1 protein-coding gene is annotated in these 1,357 nt (G+C 68.6%); it reads right to left on the bottom strand.

Going from position 1 to position 1,357, the window contains the following annotated elements:
• Positions 1–249: 249 nt before the first annotated feature.
• Positions 250–780 carry a hypothetical protein gene (locus GHC57_RS19060; RefSeq protein WP_153347233.1) on the bottom strand — a complete coding sequence of 177 codons (531 nt, stop codon included), beginning with the start codon at positions 778–780 and terminating at the stop codon, positions 250–252.
• Positions 781–1,357 lie beyond the last annotated feature (577 nt).

Raw genomic sequence — 1,357 nt, forward strand, 5'->3', positions numbered from 1 at the left:
CCCGTGCAATCCTGGCATGCATCGCCGGACTTATCTCGCCCAAACAACCAGCATGCATATCTAACGCAAACTGAGCCAATTTTAATGTGTCATCCCGAGTGAGCGAAGCGAGACGAGGGATCTCGAGAGGCCTGCTCCGACAGCGCGGAACATGCCGCCATGTTAACCTGAACCCGTTGCCTTGCCGTGGGCTCAAAAGGGAGAGGGCCGGCCACGGACTCCAACGGGCATCGCCCGATGCCGTCGGGATCACTCCGACGGCGTGTCGGGCAGCGGCGCATACCGCGGCCGGATGCGCTGATCCGACCCGTAGCCTTTTTCCGAGTAGTTGTAGCTGCGGCAGTCGGCCTCGACGGCCGGACCGCAGTGGGTGAACTGCACCCACTCGTAGCGCTCGGCCGAGGCGTCGTAGACCGTGCGGCCCGACGGGGCGGTGATGCTCAGGGACAGGCGGGTGTCCTCGCCCGTGTTCTGGGCGTTGACGCGGAAGTCCTTCGGCACGTGCAGCACCAGGTCCCCGCCGGACGGGTCGCCCAGGGCGGTCAGGTCCTCCGGCTGGTAGCGGATGATGGTGCCGGCCCGGCCGACCTCCAGCCACGACTGCGCGAGGCAGGTTCGCAGGTCCGCCGGGTCGCCCGCCTGCTCGCAGCGCAGCGTGATCCGGACCTCGCCGGCGGCGGTGGCGGGGGCCGCCACGCCCGCGAAGCCGGCGACGGCCAATCCGGCCGCGACGAGGGCGCGGCGCGCGCTGCGGAATGAGTCTGCTCCTAAGCGGGACACGATGAATGGCCTCCTGGTCTGAGTGCTGTGGCGGATGAGCACGACTCATCCGCCGTTCCGGCGCCGGCCCTCTCCCCCACCCGGCCACCCAACGCGAGTATCCTGTGGGTGGCCGGGTGGGGGAGAGAGGGCCGGCCACGGACTCCAACCGGCCTCGCCAGAGGCGGTTGGCAGATATCCGATGATCCATGTCGGATATCAGGTCGGGGTCGTCCCTGTCCTTGACGGGCCGCAATGGAGCACGGTTCCCCTGCAAAGAACGACAAAGGGCGCACCGCCGTCAGCGGTGCGCCCCTCGCGTCGGGTCCATCCGGGACATGGCCGCCCCTGGCCGCCCCTGGGTGGCCGGGGCGGCGAAGGATCGGGGGAGGACCGGGCGGACTCCCGTCTGGCGGCTGCACGCTCCGGCCCGAGATCCTTCAGTCGCTCCGCTCCTTCAGGATTGTCTGTTTGATTTGTGGCATTGTGGAGATGCCGGGTTGCGGGGCCCCGGGTGGCCACCCGGGGCCCCGCACCGGATCGTGTGATCGTCTCAGGATGGGGTCTTTGCCCGTTGTCATCGTGATCCGCGATCCGG

This window comes from Roseospira navarrensis, assembly GCF_009601025.1.
GTDB lineage: Bacteria > Pseudomonadota > Alphaproteobacteria > Rhodospirillales > Rhodospirillaceae > Rhodospira > Rhodospira navarrensis.